Origin of the sequence: Micromonospora okii (assembly GCF_020884795.1) — a bacterium.
In the GTDB taxonomy this organism is placed as follows: Bacteria; Actinomycetota; Actinomycetes; order Mycobacteriales; family Micromonosporaceae; genus Micromonospora; species Micromonospora okii.
This window is the reverse complement of the sequence record NZ_BBZF01000014.1, coordinates 71,255-89,937: the sequence shown is the minus strand read 5'-3', so window position 1 is coordinate 89,937 and position 18,683 is coordinate 71,255. Positions and strand designations below refer to the sequence as shown.

Genomic DNA, 18,683 nt, shown 5'->3' with positions numbered 1-18,683 from the left:
CAGAATTTAGGATGTCCAGATGGTGGGAGTCACTCGACCGAGGACCCTGGCCGAGAAGGTCTGGGACGCGCACGTCGTCCGGTCCGCCGATGGCGAACCGGACCTGCTCTACATCGACCTGCACCTGCTGCACGAGGTGACCAGCCCGCAGGCCTTCGACGGGCTGCGGCTCGCCGGCCGCCGCGTGCGCCGCACGGACCTCACGCTCGCGACCGAGGACCACAACACCCCGACCGGGTACGCGGACCCGGCGTTCCAGCAGCGACGCGGCGACCTGCTCACGATCGCGGACCCCACCTCCCGCACCCAGATCGAGACGCTGCGCCGCAACTGCGCCGAGTTCGGCGTGCGGCTGCACCCGCTCGGCGACGCCAACCAGGGCATCGTGCACGTCATCGGCCCGCAGCTCGGCGTCACCCAGCCCGGCATGACGATCGTGTGCGGCGACTCACACACCGCCACGCACGGGGCGTTCGGCGCCCTCGCCTTCGGCATCGGCACCAGCGAGGTCGAGCACGTCCTGGCCACCCAGACGCTGCCGCAGGCCCGCCCGAAGACGATGGCCGTGAACGTCGTCGGCCGGCTCGGCCCCGGGGTCACCGCCAAGGACCTGGTGCTGGCCCTCATCGCCCAGGTCGGCACCGGCGGCGGGCGCGGCCACATCGTGGAGTACCGGGGCGAGGCGATCCGGGCCCTGTCCATGGAGGGGCGGATGACCGTCGCCAACATGTCGATCGAGTGGGGCGCCAAGGCCGGCATGATCGCGCCGGACGAGACCACGTTCGCGTACCTCGAGGGGCGGCCGAACGCCCCCCAGGGGGCCGACTGGGACGCGGCGGTCGAGCACTGGCGGACCCTGCCCACCGACGACGGCGCGACGTTCGACGCCGAGGTGACCCTCGACGCCAGCCGGATCACCCCGTTCGTCACGTGGGGCACCAACCCCGGTCAGGGCGCGCCGCTGGGCGCGACCGTGCCGGACCCGGAGGAGTTCGACACCGACTCCGAGCGGGCCGCCGCCCGCCGGGCCCTGGAGTACATGGACCTCACGCCCGGCACCCCGCTGCGGGACCTCTCCGTCGACGTGGTCTTCGTCGGCTCGTGCACCAACGGCCGGCTGGAGGACCTCCGCGCCGCCGCCGACGTGCTGCGCGGGCAGACGGTCGCCGACGGCGTACGGATGCTCGTGGTCCCCGGCTCCGCGGCCGTCCGGGAGGCCGCCGAGGCCGAGGGGCTGGACAAGGTGTTCACCGACGCGGGGGCCGAGTGGCGGTTCGCCGGCTGCTCCATGTGTCTGGGCATGAACCCGGACACGCTCTCCCCGGGGCAGCGCTCCGCCTCGACCTCCAACCGCAACTTCGAGGGGCGCCAGGGCCGGGGCGGACGTACCCACCTGGTGTCGCCGCCCGTCGCCGCCGCCACCGCCGTGGCCGGCCGGCTGGCCGCCCCCGCCGACCTGTAGAAGGGCTGCTGCGACAGATGGACAAGTTCACCGTGCACACCGGCACCGCCGTGCCGCTGCGCAGATCCAATGTGGACACGGATCAGATCATTCCCGCCGTGTACCTCAAGCGGGTGACCCGGACCGGTTTCGCCGACGGGTTGTTCAGCGCGTGGCGGGAGGACCCCGCATTCGTGTTGAACGATCCCTCCCATTCCGGCGCGTCGATTCTCGTGGCCGGCCCGGAGTTCGGCACGGGGTCGTCCCGGGAGCACGCCGTGTGGGCGCTGCGGGACTGGGGGTTCCGGGCGGTGGTCTCGCCCCGGTTCGGGGACATCTTCCGGGGCAACGCTCTCAAGGAGGGCCTCCTCCCGGTCGAGTTGGAATTGAATGCCGTCGAAGAATTGTGGCGCCTCGTCGAGTCCGACCCGACCACCCCGATCACCGTCGACCTGACCTCCCGCGAGGTCCGGGCCGCCGGCTCCACCTGGTCGTTCCCCCTCGACGACTTCAGCCGCTGGCGGCTGCTGGAGGGGTTGGATGACATTGGACTCACCCTCCGCCACGAGGCCGACATCACCGCCTACGAGGGCGGCCGGCGGCCGTTCCTGCCCTCCGTGGCATAGCCCGTACGCCCGATCCGGCATCGGTTTCCGCCCCCACCGGCCCGCCCGGTGGGGGCGAATCCGTTGCGACACAAGGGGTTTTTTCGGCCGAATGTTTGTGTCCGGGCAGCACAGGGCATACCGTGCGCGCAGAATGGCTCGCGTCGAGTCAGTTGCACAATCGGGAGGAAGTCGTGAACAAGGCCGAGCTCATCGAGGCGCTCGCCGTTCGCCTGGGGGACCGGAAGACGGCGACGGCCGCGCTCGACGCGGTCCTCGCTGAGGTCCAGGCGGCGGTCACCAAGGGCGAGAAGGTGGCGATCACCGGATTCGGAGCGTTCGAGAAGCGCGTCCGGGGAGCACGAACAGCGCGGAACCCGCGGACAGGCGAGGCGGTGAAGGTCAAGAAGACATCGGTCCCGACCTTCCGACCCGGTGCCGGGTTCAAGGAGATGGTGGCCAGCGGCAAGGTGCCGAAGGCCACGGCGGCGGCGAAGAAGACCGCCCCGGCCGCCGCCAAGACGGCGGGCGCCAAGGCGACCGGGGCCAAGGCCACCACCGCGAAGACGGCCGGGGCCAAGGCTGCCGGCGCCAAGGCCACGGGGGCGAAGGCCACCGGTGCGAAGGCCGCAGGCGCGAAGGCGACGGGCACCAAGGCGACGGGCACCAAGGCCACCGCCGCCGCCAAGAAGACCGCCCCGGCGAAGGCGACCAAGACGACGGCGGCGGCGAAGGCCGCCACGAAGAAGGCGACCCCGGCGAAGAGCGCGGCGGTCAGCAAGTCGACCGCGGCGAAGAAGACCACCGCGGCGGCGGCGAACAGCGCGGCGGCCAAGAAGGCGCCCGCGAAGAAGTCGCCGGCCAAGAAAGCGGCCGCCACGCGCTGACCGGTCGAAGACGCACGGTCGGAAGCGAGCGGAAGACGGGCCGAGGGGCGCCCACCCGAGACGGGGGGCGCCCCTCGTCGTACGCCCGCCCGGCTTTACGCCCCAGGCCCCGCCCCTCGTCGTACGCCCGCCTGGCTTCACGCCCCAGGCCCCCGCCGCCTGGCCTTCGTGCCGCTTGGCCTTCGTGCCGCTTGGCCTTCGCGTTGCCCAGCCTTGGTGCCGCCCGGCCTTTGCGTCGCCCGTGCCGGCGCCGTCTGCTCAGGTGGCGCGGTGAGAGGGGGACCCTTCTCTACCGTAGGCGTTAATAAGGTGCCCCTCCTTACAAGCGGGTCGGGGCAAGGAGGCGGTCGGCGGCGAAGGCCAGCAGCCAGCCGCCGCCCTTCGGGGTGGTGAAGTCGCCGGGGCGGCCGGCGAGGCGTTCCAGCGCCCCGGGGATCACCTTGCCCTGGCTGCACACCCCGGCCGTGCCACCGGCGGCGGCCAGCTCGGCGAGGCAGGCGGCGGCGGCCAGCGCCCGCTCGTCCGGGTGCTGGCCGGGCTTGGGCTCGTCCAGCGCCCCGGCCACCTCGATGGGCAGGTCGAGCAGCGCCGCGACCGGGTCGAGGGTCTGCACGCAGCGGCGGGCCGAGGCCGACAGCAGCCGCGCCGGGCGGACCAGGGCGACCAGGGGCGCCAGGGCGTGCGCCTGACCCCAGCCGGTGGCGTCGAGGGGGCGGCCGGTGTCCGGGCCGGACCAGGTGCCGCGCCGACCCGCGTGGCCGTGGCGGACCAGCGCGACCGTGGCGGTCACCGGCGGCAGCGCGGCGAACGCGGCCAGCACCTCGGCGTCGTGCGGGTAGCTGACCAGGCTCAGCGCGTCGGCGACCGGGAGCCAGCGGATCTCGTCGACCTCGGTGTCGGGCTGGAAGCCGCCGGCCTCCACGGCCCGCATCGACCAGTAGTCGACCACCTTCGGCTGCCCCTGGCTGCGGTACCGCACGCGGGGCAGCCGCACCTGTGGCACGGCCCGGACGTCGGCCTCCTCGGCGACCTCGCGCACGGCGGCCAGCAGCGGGTGCTCGCCCGGCTCCAGCTTGCCCTTGGGCAGCGACCAGTCGCCGTACCGGGGGCGGTGCACGAGGCAGACGGAGACGCCACCTTCGGTCGGACGCCACACCACCCCGCCCGCCGCCCGGATCAACCGTTCCCCCTTCGACACCCGCTCAGCCTAGGCTCACCCGGCGGTGCCGCCGACGCGGCGCAGCAGCAGGTCCTGCAGATGGGGCAGCGGTGCCTGCGCCGTGCCGGTCCGCCGGGTCCACGAGCCGTCCCCGGCCAGCTCGAACGCCTCCACGTCGGGGCTGAACGCCGCGCCGAGCAGGTGGTCCAGCTCGGCCCGGGCCACGGGGTCGCTCACCCGCACCAGGGCTTCCACCCGACGGTCCAGGTTGCGGTGCATCAGGTCGGCCGAGCCCATCCAGAACTCGGCGTCCCCGTCGTTGCCGAACCGGAAGATCCGGGAGTGCTCCAGGAACCGGCCGAGGATCGAGCGCACCCGGATGTTCTCCGACAGCCCCGGCACCCCGGGGCGCAGCGTGCACATGCCCCGGATCAGCAGGTCCACGTGCACCCCGGCCCGCGACGCCCGGTACAGCGCGTCGGTCACCTCCTCGTCCACCAGCGAGTTGACCTTGATCTGGACCAGCCCCGGCACGCCGAGCCGGACGTGGGCGATCTCCCGCTCGATCCGCTGGATCAGCCCCCGCCGGATGCCCTGCGGCGCCACCAGCAGCCGCCGGTACTCGGTCTGCCGGCTGTAGCCGCTGAGCACGTTGAACAGGTCGGTCAGGTCCGCGCCGATCTCCGGGTCGGCCGTGAGCATCCCGAAGTCCTCGTACAGCCGGGCGGTCTTCGGGTGGTAGTTGCCGGTGCCGATGTGGCAGTAGCGGCGGATCTGGTTGCCCTCCTGGCGGACCACCAGGGCGGTCTTGCAGTGCGTCTTGAGCCCCACCAGGCCGTACACGACGTGGCAGCCGGCCCGCTCCAGGGTGCGCGCCCAGCCGATGTTGGCCACCTCGTCGAAGCGGGCCTTCAGCTCCACGAGCACGACCACCTGCTTGCCGGCGGCGGCGGCCTCGACCAGCGCGTCGACGATCGGGGAGTCCCCGCTGGTGCGGTAGAGGGTCTGCTTGATGGCCAGCACGTCCGGGTCGGCGGCGGCCTGCTCGACGAAGCGCTGCACGCTGGTGGCGAACGAGTGGTACGGGTGGTGGACCAGCACGTCCCCGTCCCGCAGCGTGGCGAAGACGCTGCGCGGCACCTCGCCCTCGGCGAGCCGGGGGTGGGTGGCGGGCACGAACGGGCGGTCCTTGAGGTCGGGGCGGTCGGCGTCGCCGTAGAGCTGCCAGAGCGCCGACAGGTCGAGCAGGCCCGGCACCCGCAGCGCGTCGTGGCCGTCCATGTCCAGCTCGCGGACCAGCAGCTCCAGCATGTGGTCGGAGATGGAGGCGGCCACCTCCAGCCGTACGGGCGGGCCGAACCGGCGGCGGGCCAGCTCCCGCTCGAGGGCCTGGAGCAGGTCCTCGTCGCGGTCCTCGTCGACCTCCACCTCCGCGTTGCGGGTGACCCGGAACAGGTGGCACTCGACCACCTCCATTCCGGAGAAGAGCTGCCCGAGGTGCACCGAGATCAGTTCCTCGACGGGGAGCACCCGCAGGCCGGGGGAGTCCCGGTCGACCCGGACGAAGCGGGGCACGTTGTTGGGCACCTTGACCCGGGCGAACAGCTCCGATCCGCCATCGGGGTCGCGAACGGCGACGGCCAGGTTCAACGACCGCCCCGAGATGTACGGGAACGGGTGCGCCGGGTCCACCGCGAGCGGGGTGAGCACCGGGAAGACGTGCTCGCGGAAGTAGGTGCGCAGCCGCTCCCGCTCGGGGCCGCCCAGGTCCGACCAGCGCAGGACGCGGATGCCCTCGGCGGCGAGCTTCGGCGCGACGTCGTCGACGAAGCAGGCGGCGTGCCGGCCGACCAGGTCGGCGGTCCTCTCCGCGATCAGTTCGAGCTGGGTACGCAGCGGCAGCCGGTCCCCGCCGCGCACCGGCAACCCGGCGGAGAGGCGGCGCTTGAGGCCCGCCACCCGGACCATGTAGAACTCGTCGAGGTTGCTGGCGAAGATGGCCAGGAACTTGGCCCGCTCCAGCAGCGGGGTGCGCGGGTCCTCGGCCAGGGCGAGCACCCGGGCGTTGAAGTCGAGCCAGGAGAGCTCCCGGTTGAGGAAGCGGTCCTCGGGCAGCGGCTCCGGGGGCGCCGGCTCGTCGTCGGCCTCCGTCGGGGGCTCGGGCCGATCGTCGGGGGCGACCGGGGGCTCGGGCCGCTCCCCGGGGGCGGCCGGGGCCGGCGGCCCGCCGGCCTCGGGGCCCGCGTCGAGCACCTCGTCCAGGCCGGCGGAGGGCGTGTCGCTGGGCGGAACGTCGGCGGGGTGCTCGCGAGGAATGCTCACCCGTTCATGATGTCCAGAATCGGGTGGACGCAAAACGAACTCGGGATGGAGTTACGGCATCGTCGGCAACGTCACCCGGACGACCTCCCCGGCGGCGTCCGTGTCGACGCGGACCCGCTGGCCGAGCCGGAGCAGCCGCAGCCCGGAGGCGTCGAACGCCCGGGCCGGGAAGGCCAGCTCGGTGCCGTCGTCGAGGAGGAGCACGCCGCTGCGCGTCGCCGCGTCGTAGGTGGCCACGGTGCCCTGCATGCCAGCACCGTACACCGGGGGCCCCGGGCGGGCGGCCCGGCCGGGACCGGGCGGCTCCATCCGGCGCGGTCGGGCCGCTCAGCCGGCGCGGCCGGCGGGGGAGTCCGCGCCGGCCAGGGCGGCGGTGCGCGGGCCCAGCCCGAGCCGGGCGGCGGCGGCCAGGTCGTCGGCGGTGTCCACGTCCCGGCGCAGGGTGGGCCACTCCCCGGCCAGCGGCAGCGCGCCGCTGGCCCGGTGCGCGTCGGCCGAGCCGACCCCGAAGCGGGGCTCCAGCGGCACGCCGGGCGGCGCGGCGAGCAGCACGGTCCCGGTCCCCGGGGCGTCGGCCACGAAGCGGCGTACCCCCGCCGGCCCGGCGGCGACGGCGTCCAGCGCGGCGGCCAGCTCGGCCGGGCGCAGCGCCGGCAGGTCCGCCGTGAGCCCGGCCACCCAGGCCCCGCCGCCGGCGGTCGCGACCCGCGCGCCGTGCGCGAACGCGGCGTTCAGGCCGGCGTCGGGCGCGTCCGGCACCGCCCGCGCGCCCGCCGCGCGGACCGCCGCCGCGACCCGTGGGTCGTCGGTCACCACCACCACCGCGGCGACCGCCGGGCACGCCCGCACCGCCGCGACCGTGTCGGCCGCCAGCGCCAGCGCCAGCTCCTCGTGGGGTACGGCCGCCAGCGCCCCCCGCAGCCGGGTCTTCGCCGCGCCGAGGCGCTTCACCGGCACCACCACCGTCCAGGTTCGCCGCCGCACGGGACAATCCTGCCAGTCGGGCATCGGCACCCGCGCTGGCCGTACCCAGGGCGAGCAGGCATGATTTCGCTGCGGGCGGCGCGGGCCGGTGTCCCCGGGGCGGGGCTACGAGGAGGCAGGGTGGGGCGGCGGAGGCTGGGGTTCTGGCAACGGTTCGCCGTGGGGCTGGTGAAGCCCCTGATGACAGTCTGGACCCGGCGCACCTGGCTGGGCATGGAGCACCTGCGCGGCGACGGCGGCGTCATCCTCGTGGCGAACCACATCTCCCACGCCGATCCACTGGTCTCCGCGCACTTCATCTACGACGCCGGGCGCTGGCCCCGGTACCTCGGCAAGGCCAGCGTCTTCCGGGTGCCGGTGGTGGGCTGGCTCCTGCACCGGTGCCGGCAGATCCCCGTGGAGCGGAACACGGTCGACGCGGTGCGTTCCCTCGACGCCCTCGTCGAGGCGCTCGACGAGGGGGGCGCGGTCGTGATCTACCCGGAGGGCACCATCACCCGCGAGCCCGACCTGTGGCCGATGAAGGGCAAGACCGGGGCGGCCCGGCTGGCGCTGGCCACCGGCGCGCCCGTGATCCCCGTCGTCATGTGGGGCCCCGAGCGGCTCTTCGACCCCCGCACCAACCGGTTCGACCTGCGGCCCCGCATCCCCGTGACCGTGGTCGCCGGCCCGCCCGTCGACCTGGGCCGCTGGGCCGGCTCGACGCCCACCAAGGCAACCCTGGAAGAGATGACCGACGCCATCATGCTGCGCCTGCGCGACCAACTCGCCGAGATCCGGGGCGGAACCCCGCCGCCGCTGTGGGAACGACCGCCCCGGACCGCCGTCGCCGACCGCCCGCGTCCGAACCGGAAGGGCGCGGCGTGAGCGGCCACGTGGCGGTGCTGGGTGCCGGGTCCTGGGGGACCGCCTTCGCCAAGATCCTCGCCGACGCGGGCCGGGACGTGACGATCTGGGCCCGCCGGCAGCCGGTGGCCGAGGCGATCCGGCTGCGCCGGCACAACCCGGAGTACCTGCCGGACCTGCGGCTGCCCGAGCGGGTCACCGCGACCGGCAGCGCCGCCGAGGCGATCACCGGGGCGGAGATCGTGGTGCTCGCGGTGCCCTCCCAGACGCTGCGCGGCAACCTCGCCGGGTGGGTCGGCGACCTGCACCCCGACGCGACGCTCGTGTCCCTGATGAAGGGCATCGAGCTGGGCACCACCAAGCGCATGAGCGAGGTCATCGTGGAGACCGCCCGGGTCACCCCCGACCGGGTCGTGGTCGTCTCCGGCCCCAACCTCGCCCCCGAGATCGCCGCCGAGCAGCCCGCCGCCACCGTGGTCGCCGGCACCGACGACCGGCGGACCCAGCTCGTCCAGGCGTCGATCCGCACGCCGTACTTCCGTCCGTACACCAACGACGACGTGATCGGCTGCGAGCTGGGCGGGGCGGTCAAGAACGTGATCGCCCTGTCGTACGGCATCGCCACCGCGATGGGCTTCGGCGACAACACCCGGGCCATGCTGATGACCCGGGGGCTCGCCGAGACCGCCCGCCTGGGGGTGGCGCTCGGCGCGGACCCGATCACCTTCGCCGGCCTGGCCGGGATGGGTGACCTCGTGGCGTCCTGCTCCTCGCCGCTGGCCCGCAACCGCACCTTCGGCGAGCACCTCGGCCGGGGGGAGACCCTCGAACAGGCCCAGGCCGCCACCCGGCAGACCGCCGAGGGCGTCAAGAGCTGCCTGGCGATCCGCGACCTGGCCCGGGCGCACGGGGTGGAGATGCCGATCACCGAGCAGATCGAGCGGATCTGCCACGAGGGGATGGACCCCCGGCTCGCCGTCGACACGTTGATGAGCCGCACCGCAAAGCCCGAGTCGTACGAGTGAGGCCCGCATGAGCACGCCCGAGAACGCCGGCGACGGCACCCGCTGCTCGCACGCCGGGCTGCCCGAGGCCGTGCCCGGCCAGCCGTTCCTGCCGGGGCCCGTCTTCGCCGCGCCCTACCACCTCGACCCGTGGCAGGGGCCGGGGGCGACCCCGAACGGGTACGGCCGGCCCGACAACCCGACCCGCCGGCTGCTGGAGGCGGCCATCGGCGAGCTGGAGGGCGGCCAGGTCCGGGTCTTCGCCAGCGGGCAGGCGGCGATCACCGGCGTGCTGCTGACGCTGCTGCGCCCCGGCGACGCCGTGGTGCTCCCCTCCGACGGGTACTACCCGATGCGGGCGTTCGCCACCGACACCCTCGCCGGGATCGGCGTGCGGGTGCTGTTCGCGCCGACCGCCGGGCCGTACCCCTCGTTCGACGGGGTCAGGCTGGTGCTGCTGGAGACCCCGTCGAACCCCGGCCTGGACGTCGCCGACATCGCCGCGCTGTCCCGGGACGCGCACGCCGCCGGGGCCCTCGTCGCGGTGGACAACACCACCGCCACCCCGCTCGGCCAGCGCCCGCTGGACCTCGGCGCGGACCTGGTGGTGGCCTCCGGCACCAAGGCCCTGACCGGCCACTCCGACCTGCTGCTCGGCTACGTCGCCACCCGTACGCCGGAGCTGCTGGACCCGGTCACCGCCTGGCGCACCGCCACCGGCGGGGTGCCCGGGGCGTTCGACGCCTGGCTGGCGCACCGCTCGCTGGCCACCCTCGACCTGCGGCTGGCCCGACAGTCCGCCAACGCCGAGGCGCTGGCCCGGCTGCTCGCCGACCGGCCCGACGTGACCGGCGTGCGCTGGCCGGGCCTGCCCGGCGACCCCGCGTACCCGGTGGCGGCGGCGCAGATGCGCCGGCTGCCCGGGGTGCTCGGGTTCGACCTGGGCGACGCCGAACGGGTCGCCCGGTTCCTCAGCGCGTCCCGGCTGGTGGCGGCGGCCACCTCGTTCGGCGGCCTGCACACCTCGGCGGACCGGCGGGCGCAGTGGGGCGACGACACGTCGCCCGGCTTCGTCCGGCTCTCCTGCGGCGTGGAGGACACGGCCGACCTGCTGGCCGACGTCACGGCCGCCCTCGCCTGAGGTGTAAGGAAGGGCCCCCTGTTAACGCCTGCGGTAGAGAGGGGTTCCCTTCTCACGCCCCGGGCGGCGGGCGGTAGGGAGGGCGGACGACGGCCGGCGGTGGGCGGTGGGCAGCGGGCGGCGGGCGCTGAACGGCCGGTGGATCGGCTATCGTGAGCACGCCCGCCGTGGGCCCCGACCGGAGGAGGTGAGTCCGATCCACCAGCAAGCAGGACCGGCGCTCCGTCCCGGGCCCGTGCCACCGCGACGGTAGGCCGCCCAGGGGAGAGCCGACGAGAGCGTTCTCCGGAGGCATCCCCATGACATCCACCGAGTTCCACCCCGACCGTGGCCCGCTCGTGGCCCGGCTGCGCGCGGCCGGCTGCGTCTTCGCCGAGGAGGAGGCGGAGCTGCTCGTCGCCGCCGCCGACTCGCCCGAGCGGCTCGCCGACCTGGTCGGCCGGCGGGTCGCCGGGCTGCCGCTGGAGCACCTGCTCGGCTGGGCCGAGTTCTGCGGCCTGCGGGTGGGCGTCGACCCCGGCGTCTTCGTGCCCCGGGCGCGTACCGCGCTGCTCGTCTCGGCCGCGGCGGCGGTCACCCGGCGCGGCGCCGCCGTGCTGGACCTGTGCTGCGGGACCGGGGCCGCCGCCCTGGTGCTCGCCGGGCGGCTCGCCCCCCGCTGGCTGGCCGCCGCGGACCTGGACCCGGCCGCCGTGGCCTGCGCCCGCCGCAACCTCGCGCCCCTCGGCGCGCCGGTCTACCAGGGCGACCTGTACGAGCCGGTGCCGGCACGGTGGCGGGGCCGGCTCGACCTCGTCGTGGCCAACGCCCCGTACGTGCCGACGGGGGAGGTGGCGCTGATGCCGCCCGAGGCGCGGCTGCACGAGGCGGCGGTGGCGCTCGACGGCGGTCCGGACGGGCTGGCCGTGCTGCACCGGGTGGCCGAGGGGGCGGCGGACTGGCTCGCTCCGGGCGGGCACCTGGCCGTGGAGGTCGGCACCGGGCAGGTCGAGGCGCTGTGCGCGGCGCTGACCGGCCTCGGGCTGACGCCGCACGTCGTGCGTGACGAGGAGATCGAGGGCACGGCGGTGGTTGCCCGCCGGCCCGGCTGAGACCACCGACGGCGACGTGACCGCCCCCCGGCGGGCGCGCGGACGGCCGCGCCCCAGGTCGCCGTGCGCCCCTGCCCCGGGGCGGCGACGCGGGGGCCCGGCCGCGATGGCGACGCGGGAGGGCCCCGGTGGCGGCCCCCGGGTCAGGGCCGCCACCGGGGCGGGGAGGTGGCCCACCCGCCGGGCCGGCGGTGCGGACCGGGCGGCGGGTGGACCACGATCAGGGCCGGTACGGCCGGACGTCCGGGCTGCGGACGGCCACGCCGACGAGGGCCGGGGGCGGGATCGGGGGTGCGGTCAGCGGCGGGGCGGGGCGGCGGCGAAGGCGGCCCAGGCGGCCGGCGGGAAGAGCAGCGCCGGACCGGCCTGGTCCTTGGAGTCGCGGACCGCGACCGCGCCGGACACCCTCGCCATCTCCACGCACGCGCCCTCGTCTCCGCTGCGGCTGCTCTTGCGCCACACCGCCGCGGCCAGCGCCGCGCTCGTCGTCGGGGTCATGGTCCTACCGTCCCTTCAGGATTCGGAGGAGCTGGTCCCGGGAGGCCGCGGGGCTGAGCGCGACCGACCTCAGGTGCTCCATGATCTTGGTGCAGGTACGCAGGTCGCCCGGCCGGTCGAGGACCATCTGCCCGGCGACCGTCTCCACCGACGCGATGATCGGGTCTTCCGGGTCGGGGAACTCCAGGATGTGCAGGGAACCGCGGGTGCCCCGGTGGTAGCCGGCGGACAGCGGGATCACCTGGACGGTGACGTTGGGCAGCTCGGCCATCTTGAGCAGGTGGTGGAGCTGTGCCTCCATGACGCTCTGGCCGCCCACCGGGCGCAGCAGGGCGCCCTCGTCGATGATCGCGTCGAGGATCGGCGGGCTCGCCTCGGTGAGCCGCTGCTGCCGGTCGAGTCGCACGTGGACCCGCTGCTCGACGTGGTCGTCGGTGAGGGTGTGCGGGCCGCCGCGCATCACCGCCCGGATGTAGTCGGCCGTCTGGAGCAGGCCGGGCACCACCGACGGCTCGAAGTTGGCGATGGCGGTGGCCTCCGCCTCGAGCGCGATGAAGTCGATGGTCCGCCGGTCCAGCAGGTACGAGTAGGACACCCACCAGCCGGGCTTGCGGGCGTCCTTGGCGAGCTGGACGGCGGCGGCGAGCTCGTCCGCGCCGACCCCGTACAGGGTGAGCAGGGCGCGCACCGTGGCGGGGCTGATCAGGGTCTGGGCGTTCTCGTACCGGGACAGGGTGCTCCGGGTGCTGTTGATCTCGTCGGCGGCGGCCTCGAGGGTGAGGCCGGCCGCCTCCCGGTGGTGGCGCAGGGCGATGCCGAGCCGGCGGGCTCGTGCGGTCTTCGGAGCCATGCATCGATGGTGGCACACATCGGCGGGAAGGTGTGCATGAGAGAGCGTCGATGAGAGTTGCATTCACGCATGTCCACATGTGAGCCTGTGAGCAGTTCCTCACCGCCGGTTGTCGTGGCGACGCCGGTGGTGAGTGACCGGAGGGGATGGGGCGCGTGGCGATCGGGTTTTCTCCCCCGTACCCGATCGCCGCGTGCCGCCACTGCCGACGCACCGGAAGGGACGCGCATGACGGTCACCGCCTGCTGGCCCCGGGTGTCGCGGTGCCGCTGGTGCGCGCACCCGGTGCTGCGCGACAACGACGGCGCGTGGATCCACGCGCACCTGGCCTACGTCTGCCGGGACCCCTCCGGCGGCCTGGCGGCGACCACGGCGGAGCCGGAGGGCGCATACGCCGCACCCCGGGGTGCGCGCGCCGAGACGGGAGGCGCGCACGCCGGATCGGGAGGCGCGCACGCCAGTCCCGGGGGCGGGCGCGCCGGGCCCGAGCGGGGCGCGGGGGCCGGGGGGCGGCGATGACCCGCTTCCTGGTGGTACTGACCGACGTGCGGCCCGTGGATCGGGCCAGCCGCGACGAGCGGCGCGCCCCGGAACGGCGACGCCAGGTGGTCGGGGCGAGCAGCCGCGAGGCCGCCGACCGCATCGCCGGGGCGTTCATGGCGCTGGGCATGGTCCGCGCCGGCCGGCAGCGCGTGAAGGTGATCGCCGTCGGTCGCCGCTACGGCGTCTGACGGTCCCACCTCCCCTGCGTCGTCACGTAGCGTATATGCTTCGTTGACCGGATTCGAGGGCCGCCGCTTCTCCCCGGGTATCGGCTTCGGTGCCTCGCCACCCACAGTAAGGTCAACCGGGTGAGCGCCACCGGCGAGCAGACCCGAACGAAAGGGTGACCGAGTGACCACCCCAGGCAAGACCCGTGTGGCCCTCGTCTTCGGCGGCCGCAGCCCGGAGCACGGCATCTCCTGCGTCAGCGCCGGCAGCGTGCTCGCCGCGCTCGACCCCGACGAGTTCGAGGTGGTCCCCGTGGGCATCACCCGCGCGGGCCGGTGGGTGCTGACCAGCGGCGACCCGGGGGCACTGGCGATCAGCGCCCGGCGGCTGCCGGAGATCACCGCCGAGGCCGGCGCCGACGTCGTGCTCCGCGCCGACCCGACCGCCAACGGGCTCATGGTGCTCGACCCGGCCGAGGGCCCGCGCGCGCTCGCCGGCGTCGACGTGGTCTTCCCCGTGCTGCACGGCGCGTACGGCGAGGACGGCACCATCCAGGGGATGCTGGAGATGGCCGGCGTGCCGTACGTCGGGGCGAACGTCTTCGCCTCCGCCGCCGCCATGGACAAGGAGTTCACCAAGAAGCTCTGCGCCGTCGAGGGCATCCCGGTCGGGCCGTACGCGGTGCTGCGCAGCGGCGTGACGCTCTCCGAGGCGGAGAAGCAGCGCCTCGGGCTGCCGGTCTTCGTGAAGCCGTCCCGGGCCGGCTCGTCGTTCGGCATCACGAAGGTCGACGACTGGGCCGACCTGGAGGCCGCCGTCGCCGCGGCCCGCCAGATCGACCCGAAGGTGCTGGTCGAGGCCGCCGTCGTGGGCCGGGAGATCGAGTGCGGCGTGCTGGAGGGGGAGGCCGGGGGCGCGGCCGAGGCGTCCGTCCTGGCCGAGGTCCGCGCCGGCGGCGACCACGACTGGTACGACTTCGAGGCGAAGTACCTCTCCGAGCCGGAGTACGACATCCCGGCCGACCTGCCCGAGCACGTCACCCGGCAGGTCCAGGAGTACGCGGTGCGGGCCTTCGCCGCGCTGGACTGCGCCGGGCTGGCCCGGGTCGACTTCTTCGTCACCCCGGACCTGGACGTCTACCTCAACGAGATCAACACGATGCCGGGGTTCACCCCGACGTCGATGTTTCCGCTGATGTGGGCCGCCTCCGGGCTGGAGTACCCGAAGCTGGTCAACCGCCTGATCCGCACCGCCCAGCGGCGCGGCGTCGGCCTGCACTGAGCGCGCGGCACCCCGGACGGGCCGGTGCGGCCCGTCCGGGCGGCGTTCAGCGCGTGCAGCCCGAGGGGGCGTCGCCGCCGGAGGGCACCGAGGCGACCACCACGTCGGAGATGGGGCTCACCCACTGCAACGCCGGCTCGTACGTGCGGGGGATGGTCACCCGCACGGGGGTCTCCCGGTCCAGGGTGGTCAGCACGGTCGCGTCCGGCCCGTCGACGGCGTACCAGCAGACCCTGTTGACGGTCCAGACGTCGGCGGTCTGCTCCGGCACGGGCTCGGTGCCGCCGCAGGCGATGGTGAGCGCCGGGTCGCCGTACGCGGCGTTCTGCTCGGGGCCGGCGGTGACGGGCCGCTGCCGCAGGTCGCGCACGGTCGACGGGAGCTGCGAGGTCAGCGCGCGGCACACCGTCTCCGGCCGCTCGGCCAGCTTCGGGGCGGCCATCTCGACGGGCGTGGCCGACTGCGGCCGGGCGCTGGTCGCCGACGGGCCCGGCTCCGCCGCCGGGGTGTCCGGGGAGAGCTTGACGAAGGCGAACCCGGCCACGGCCAGGGCGACCGGCACGGCGACCAGGGTGGCCAGCAGCGCCGCGCTCCGGGTGGTCCGGTCCCGGTCGGGCGGGCCCGGGGTCTTTCCGTCGGCCGCGTCGGGCCGGTCGGTCCCAGGGGGGGAGGAAGTGATCTCGTCCACTTACAGGCGCACCACCGAACAGGTGAGGGTGCGGGTGATGCCCGGCACCATCTGCACGTTGCTGACAATCAGTTTACCCAGCTCGTCGACGGTGTTCGCCTCGGTGAGCACGACCACGTCGTACGGCCCGGTGACGGCGTCGACCCGGACCACGCCGGGAAGGTCCGCGATCAGACCGGCCACGTCACGCGCCCGACCGACCTCGGTCTGGATGAGGATGTACGCCTGTACCACGACTCGACCTCCGTCCGTCGCCGCCCGTGAGCGGCCCGAAGGGTGAAACTACCTTACGGACCAGGTCTTATCCCTATCGGTGGTCAAGGAGAAGCGGTGAGCGAGCGCGGCGGGCGCGACGGCGGTTGGAACGCGGCACGGGCGACCGGGTCCGGGCACGGCGGGGAGCGGGCATGAGCGTGACGGGGATCGGCGAGTTCGGGCTGATCGACCGGGTGACCGCCCGGCTGCCCCAGGGGCGGGCCTGCCTGCTCGGCCCCGGCGACGACGGGGCGGTGCTGGCCACGCCGGACGCCCGGGTCGTCGCGTCGACCGACGTGCTGGTGGAGGGGCGGCACTTCCGGCGGGACTGGTCGGGCGCCCGGGACGTGGGGCACCGGGCGGCGGCGGCCAACCTGGCCGACATCGCGGCGATGGGCGCCACCCCCACCGCCCTGCTGGTGGCGCTCTGCCTGCCGGCGGAGCTGGACCCGACCTGGGCGGAGGAGCTGGCCGACGGGCTCGCCGCCGAGGCCGCCACCGTGGGCGCGGGGGTGGTCGGCGGCGACATGTCCGGCAGCCCGACGCTGACGATCGCGGTCACCGCCCTCGGCGACCTGGGCGGCCTCGCCCCGGTGCGCCGCTCGGGGGCCCGCCCCGGTGACGTCCTGGCCCTGGCCGGGCGTCTCGGGTACGCCGGCGCCGGGTACACGGTGCTCTCCCGGGGGTTCCGCACCCCGAAGCTGCTGGTGGAGGCGTACCGGCGGCCCGAGGTGCCGTACGCGGCCGGGCCGCACGCCGCCCGCCTCGGCGCCACCGCCATGATCGACGTCTCGGACGGGCTGGTCGCCGACCTCGGGCACGTCGCCCGGGCCAGCGGAGTCGGCATCGACGTGCGCCGGGACGCCTTCGAGGTGCCCCGGCAGATGGGCGACGCCGCCCAGGCGCTCGGGGTCGACCCGTACGTGTGGATCCTCGGCGGCGGCGAGGACCACGCCCTGGCCGCCACCTTCCCCCCGGCGGTCGCGCTGCCGCCGCCGTGGCGGGCGATCGGGCGGGTCGTCGAGGGGGCGGGCGTGACCGTCGACGGCGAGCCGTACGAGGGCCCGGCCGGCTGGGACCACTTCCGGTAGGCGCAGCTCAGCGACGTACCCTCGACCGGTGAGTGAGATCGAGATCCGTCCGGCCCGCTTCGACTCGCCGGAGGCGCAGCGGCTGATCCGCGCCGCCCTGACGGACCTGGCCCAGCGGTACGGGGGCAGCGGCGACGACACCCCGGTCGACGCCGCCGAGTTCGTGCCGCCGGCCGGGGAGTTCCTCGTCGCGTACCTGGGTGGGGAGCCGGTCGGCTGCGGGGGCTGGCGCAGCCACGGCGACGTGGGGGACACCGCCGAGCTGAAGCGGATGTACACCAGCCCGGCGGCGCGGGGCCGGGGCGTGGCGCGGTCGGTCCTCGCGGCCGTCGAGCGGTCGGCCCGCGAGCACGGCCGCAGGCGGCTGCTCCTGGAGTGCGGCGACCAGCAGCCCGAGGCCATCGCCATGTACGCCTCGGCCGGGTACGAGCAGATCCCCAACTTCGGCTTCTACCGGGACGCCCCGGGCTGCGTCTCCTTCGGCCGCACCCTCTGACGCGCCGGGCGGCCCGGCCGCCCCGGGCTCAGGCGACGGTGACCCGGCCGCCCCGGCTCAGGCGACGGTGATGCGGATCTCGTCGGCGGCGGCGCGGGCGGCCTGCTCGGCCTCGGCCGGGTCGGCGCCCCAGACCAGGACGTGCCCGCTGCGCTGGCCGGACGACGTGACCTGCGCGACGGTCGCGCCGACGGCGGTGTCGAGCTGCACCTCCAGCACCCCGGGCACCCGGCGGGCCGGCCGCAGCCCCTCGATGCCGGTGACGGTGCCCGGCTCGGCGAGCAGGAACTCCACCGCCGCCGCCCCGGTGGGCCGGGCCGGCAGCGTCGGCCGCTCGCCACGCAGCACCCGCAGGTACGCGTCGATGAAGCCGGACTCGTAGGCGATCGAGATCAGCGCGGTGATCATGTCGCCGGGCAGCCGGGCGGCGCACTCCACCAGGTGCGGCACGCCGTCGACGACGATCCACTCGCTGTGCAGCACGCCGGTGCGGAACCCGGCGGCGGCGCAGAGCCGCCCCGCCGCGTCGAGCAGGTCGCGGCGGGCCGCCTCGGGCAGGGCCGAGGGGACGGTGTGCCCCGTCTCGACCGGCAGGGGACCGGCGAGCAGCCGCTTGTCGGTGACGTTGCCGAAGATCACCTCGCCGTCGGCGACGAGCAGCTCGACGCTGTGCTCCCGACCGTCGAGGCGCTGCTCGGCGAGCACCTCCGTGGGCAGCCCACGGTCGGTTGCCTCCGGCGGGGCCTCGGGGGACGCGGTGGCCGCCCAGGCGGCCGGGATCTCGGCCGGGTCGGCGACCAGCCGCACCCCGAGGCTCCCCGAGCGCCGGGTGGGCTTGAGCACGCAGCGACCGCCGTGTCGGCGCGCGAACGCCATCGCCTCCTCCGCCCCGCCCACCAGCTCGTACGCCGGGTTCGCCAGCCCGGCGTCGGCGGCCAGCAGGCGCATCCGGTGCTTGTCGGAGAAGATGTCGGCGGCCCGCGCCCCGGCGCCGGGCAGGCCGAGGCGGTCGGCGAGTCGGGCGGCGGCGCCGACGGCGTACTCCAGGCCCGGCACGACCAGGCGGGCCTTCGCCAGCTCGGGCTCGCGGGCGAGCAGCGCATCGGTGTCGAGACCCGTCTGGTACTCGGCCGGCACGACCCGGGACAGGACCGACAGGCTCCCGACCAGCCGGTCGATGCCGCGCCGGCTGATCACGTCGGGCTCCTCGACGACGACCACGCTGCCCGCCGGCAGCTCCTCGTCGAACCAGCGCAGGGTGCCCAGCGAGGCCCCGACGACGATCATCTCGGCGTGGCCCAGGTCCAGGTCCAACGTTTCCTCCGTGCTGCAT

The 18,683-nt window shown here is 75.1% G+C and carries 21 protein-coding genes; 12 read left to right on the top strand and 9 right to left on the bottom strand.

Features of this window, described 5'->3' with window-relative positions; genetic code table 11:
* Positions 1 to 19 precede the first annotated feature (19 nt).
* The 3 genes from leuC (at position 20) to LPU43_RS06965 (ending at position 2,933) form a co-directional block, all read left to right on the top strand.
* The gene (gene leuC / locus LPU43_RS06975) at positions 20 to 1,462 is read left to right on the top strand and encodes a 3-isopropylmalate dehydratase large subunit (RefSeq protein ID WP_229399429.1); all 1,443 of its coding nucleotides are present in this window, start codon (positions 20 to 22) and stop codon (positions 1,460 to 1,462) included.
* Between the two features lie 17 nt (positions 1,463 to 1,479).
* Positions 1,480 to 2,067, top strand: a complete 588-nt coding sequence (leuD, locus tag LPU43_RS06970) for a 3-isopropylmalate dehydratase small subunit (protein WP_229399428.1) — start codon at positions 1,480 to 1,482, stop codon at positions 2,065 to 2,067.
* A 173-nt stretch (positions 2,068 to 2,240) separates the two neighbouring features.
* Positions 2,241 to 2,933: an HU family DNA-binding protein gene (locus LPU43_RS06965; protein ID WP_229399875.1), complete on the top strand. Its 693-nt coding sequence runs from the start codon at positions 2,241 to 2,243 to the stop codon at positions 2,931 to 2,933.
* 319 nt (positions 2,934 to 3,252) lie between these two features.
* On the opposite strand, the gene LPU43_RS06960 is transcribed toward LPU43_RS06965, so the two are convergent.
* From LPU43_RS06960 to cofC, 4 genes are all read right to left on the bottom strand, one after another.
* Positions 3,253 to 4,131 carry an NUDIX hydrolase gene (locus LPU43_RS06960; protein ID WP_229399427.1) on the bottom strand — a complete coding sequence of 293 codons (879 nt, stop codon included), beginning with the start codon at positions 4,129 to 4,131 and terminating at the stop codon, positions 3,253 to 3,255.
* 15 nt (positions 4,132 to 4,146) lie between these two features.
* A complete protein-coding gene (locus LPU43_RS06955) occupies positions 4,147 to 6,414 on the bottom strand; it encodes an RNA degradosome polyphosphate kinase (RefSeq protein WP_373321666.1) in 2,268 nt (755 codons plus the stop codon).
* A 51-nt stretch (positions 6,415 to 6,465) separates the two neighbouring features.
* On the bottom strand, positions 6,466 to 6,663 hold the full coding sequence (locus tag LPU43_RS06950) for a cold-shock protein (RefSeq protein ID WP_229399426.1): 198 nt from the start codon (positions 6,661 to 6,663) through the stop codon (positions 6,466 to 6,468).
* Positions 6,664 to 6,741: 78 nt separating this feature from the next.
* On the bottom strand, positions 6,742 to 7,398 hold the full coding sequence (gene cofC, locus LPU43_RS06945) for a 2-phospho-L-lactate guanylyltransferase (RefSeq protein WP_308444909.1): 657 nt from the start codon (positions 7,396 to 7,398) through the stop codon (positions 6,742 to 6,744).
* Between the two features lie 120 nt (positions 7,399 to 7,518).
* Between cofC and LPU43_RS06940 the strand changes: the two genes are divergently transcribed.
* The 4 genes from LPU43_RS06940 (at position 7,519) to LPU43_RS06925 (ending at position 11,480) form a co-directional block, all read left to right on the top strand.
* Complete coding sequence (locus tag LPU43_RS06940; RefSeq protein WP_229399424.1) at positions 7,519 to 8,265, top strand: lysophospholipid acyltransferase family protein; 747 nt, start codon at positions 7,519 to 7,521, stop codon at positions 8,263 to 8,265.
* Positions 8,262 to 9,269 carry an NAD(P)H-dependent glycerol-3-phosphate dehydrogenase gene (locus LPU43_RS06935; protein WP_229399423.1) on the top strand — a complete coding sequence of 336 codons (1,008 nt, stop codon included), beginning with the start codon at positions 8,262 to 8,264 and terminating at the stop codon, positions 9,267 to 9,269. Before LPU43_RS06940 ends, LPU43_RS06935 begins: the two co-directional genes overlap by 4 nt.
* Positions 9,270 to 9,276: 7 nt before the next feature.
* On the top strand, positions 9,277 to 10,389 hold the full coding sequence (locus LPU43_RS06930; RefSeq protein ID WP_229399422.1) for a cystathionine gamma-lyase: 1,113 nt from the start codon (positions 9,277 to 9,279) through the stop codon (positions 10,387 to 10,389).
* 299 nt (positions 10,390 to 10,688) lie between these two features.
* Complete coding sequence (locus LPU43_RS06925) at positions 10,689 to 11,480, top strand: putative protein N(5)-glutamine methyltransferase (RefSeq protein ID WP_229399421.1); 792 nt, start codon at positions 10,689 to 10,691, stop codon at positions 11,478 to 11,480.
* A gap of 297 nt (positions 11,481 to 11,777) precedes the next feature.
* On the opposite strand, the gene LPU43_RS06920 is transcribed toward LPU43_RS06925, so the two are convergent.
* Both LPU43_RS06920 and LPU43_RS06915 read right to left on the bottom strand, forming a co-directional pair.
* The gene (locus LPU43_RS06920; RefSeq protein WP_229399420.1) at positions 11,778 to 11,978 is read right to left on the bottom strand and encodes a DUF397 domain-containing protein; all 201 of its coding nucleotides are present in this window, start codon (positions 11,976 to 11,978) and stop codon (positions 11,778 to 11,780) included.
* 4 nt (positions 11,979 to 11,982) lie between these two features.
* Positions 11,983 to 12,828, bottom strand: coding sequence for a helix-turn-helix domain-containing protein (locus LPU43_RS06915; protein ID WP_229399419.1), 846 nt, complete (start codon positions 12,826 to 12,828; stop codon positions 11,983 to 11,985).
* Positions 12,829 to 13,056: 228 nt separating this feature from the next.
* On the opposite strand from LPU43_RS06915, the gene LPU43_RS06910 reads away from it, so the two are divergent.
* From LPU43_RS06910 to LPU43_RS06900, 3 genes are all read left to right on the top strand, one after another.
* A complete protein-coding gene (locus LPU43_RS06910) occupies positions 13,057 to 13,347 on the top strand; it encodes a hypothetical protein (RefSeq protein WP_229399418.1) in 291 nt (96 codons plus the stop codon).
* The gene (locus LPU43_RS06905) at positions 13,344 to 13,559 is read left to right on the top strand and encodes a hypothetical protein (RefSeq protein ID WP_229399417.1); all 216 of its coding nucleotides are present in this window, start codon (positions 13,344 to 13,346) and stop codon (positions 13,557 to 13,559) included. The genes LPU43_RS06910 and LPU43_RS06905 overlap by 4 nt, the downstream gene beginning before the upstream one ends.
* A gap of 163 nt (positions 13,560 to 13,722) precedes the next feature.
* A complete protein-coding gene (locus tag LPU43_RS06900) occupies positions 13,723 to 14,820 on the top strand; it encodes a D-alanine--D-alanine ligase family protein (RefSeq protein WP_229399416.1) in 1,098 nt (365 codons plus the stop codon).
* A 46-nt stretch (positions 14,821 to 14,866) separates the two neighbouring features.
* Here LPU43_RS06900 and LPU43_RS06895 read toward each other — a convergent pair whose 3' ends face one another.
* Positions 14,867 to 15,508 carry a DUF3515 family protein gene (locus LPU43_RS06895; RefSeq protein ID WP_373321665.1) on the bottom strand — a complete coding sequence of 214 codons (642 nt, stop codon included), beginning with the start codon at positions 15,506 to 15,508 and terminating at the stop codon, positions 14,867 to 14,869.
* Positions 15,509 to 15,742 carry an Lrp/AsnC ligand binding domain-containing protein gene (locus tag LPU43_RS06890; RefSeq protein WP_013732068.1) on the bottom strand — a complete coding sequence of 78 codons (234 nt, stop codon included), beginning with the start codon at positions 15,740 to 15,742 and terminating at the stop codon, positions 15,509 to 15,511.
* Between the two features lie 173 nt (positions 15,743 to 15,915).
* Between LPU43_RS06890 and LPU43_RS06885 the strand changes: the two genes are divergently transcribed.
* Entirely contained in the window at positions 15,916 to 16,854 is a 939-nt protein-coding gene (locus LPU43_RS06885; RefSeq protein ID WP_229399415.1) for a thiamine-phosphate kinase, read from the top strand.
* Between the two features lie 28 nt (positions 16,855 to 16,882).
* Positions 16,883 to 17,350: a GNAT family N-acetyltransferase gene (locus LPU43_RS06880; protein ID WP_229399414.1), complete on the top strand. Its 468-nt coding sequence runs from the start codon at positions 16,883 to 16,885 to the stop codon at positions 17,348 to 17,350.
* A 57-nt stretch (positions 17,351 to 17,407) separates the two neighbouring features.
* Here the strand turns inward: LPU43_RS06880 and LPU43_RS06875 are convergent, their stop codons facing one another.
* Entirely contained in the window at positions 17,408 to 18,664 is a 1,257-nt protein-coding gene (locus tag LPU43_RS06875) for an ATP-grasp domain-containing protein (protein ID WP_229399413.1), read from the bottom strand.
* Between the last annotated feature and the right edge of the window lie 19 nt (positions 18,665 to 18,683).

Coding starts and splice junctions, on each gene's coding strand:
- leuC (WP_229399429.1), top strand. CDS start 20: ATGGTGGGAGTCACTCGACCGAGGACCCTGGCCGAGAAGGTCTGGGAC.
- LPU43_RS06920 (WP_229399420.1), bottom strand. CDS start 11,978: ATGACCCCGACGACGAGCGCGGCGCTGGCCGCGGCGGTGTGGCGCAAG.
- LPU43_RS06915 (WP_229399419.1), bottom strand. CDS start 12,828: ATGGCTCCGAAGACCGCACGAGCCCGCCGGCTCGGCATCGCCCTGCGC.
- LPU43_RS06925 (WP_229399421.1), top strand. CDS start 10,689: ATGACATCCACCGAGTTCCACCCCGACCGTGGCCCGCTCGTGGCCCGG.
- LPU43_RS06910 (WP_229399418.1), top strand. CDS start 13,057: ATGACGGTCACCGCCTGCTGGCCCCGGGTGTCGCGGTGCCGCTGGTGC.
- LPU43_RS06885 (WP_229399415.1), top strand. CDS start 15,916: ATGAGCGTGACGGGGATCGGCGAGTTCGGGCTGATCGACCGGGTGACC.
- LPU43_RS06930 (WP_229399422.1), top strand. CDS start 9,277: ATGAGCACGCCCGAGAACGCCGGCGACGGCACCCGCTGCTCGCACGCC.
- LPU43_RS06950 (WP_229399426.1), bottom strand. CDS start 6,663: ATGCAGGGCACCGTGGCCACCTACGACGCGGCGACGCGCAGCGGCGTG.
- LPU43_RS06905 (WP_229399417.1), top strand. CDS start 13,344: ATGACCCGCTTCCTGGTGGTACTGACCGACGTGCGGCCCGTGGATCGG.
- leuD (WP_229399428.1), top strand. CDS start 1,480: ATGGACAAGTTCACCGTGCACACCGGCACCGCCGTGCCGCTGCGCAGA.